Here is a 270-nt window from a genome sequence, read left to right on the forward strand (position 1 = left end):
GCCGCGTTCTACGTGGTCGTGAACCTCATAGCGGATGTGATCGGCATCCTGGCCAATCCCAAGCTGCGGACGGAGTCCTCCACATGAGCGCGCAGAACCATCAACCGGTGACGCCGGAAACTCCCGTCACTCAACCCGCCGCGAGTTTCGAACCGGCAGAGTCACGCGGTGACGCCCGCCCGGTGTCCTTCTTCCGCCGCTTCCTCTCCCAACCGGAGGCCAAGTTCGGACTGGTACTGACCGGCTTGGTCCTGCTGGTGGCCATTGCGG

The 270-nt window shown here is 64.1% G+C and carries 1 protein-coding gene; it reads left to right on the top strand.

Annotated elements, in window-relative coordinates; all coding sequences use genetic code 11:
- Window positions 1-83: 83 nt before the first annotated feature.
- On the top strand, window positions 84-270 hold a 187-nt coding region (locus ACYYG1_RS17470; RefSeq protein ID WP_461211611.1), incomplete at its 3' end, for a hypothetical protein.

This window comes from Desulfocurvus sp. DL1XJH-121, assembly GCF_054819825.1.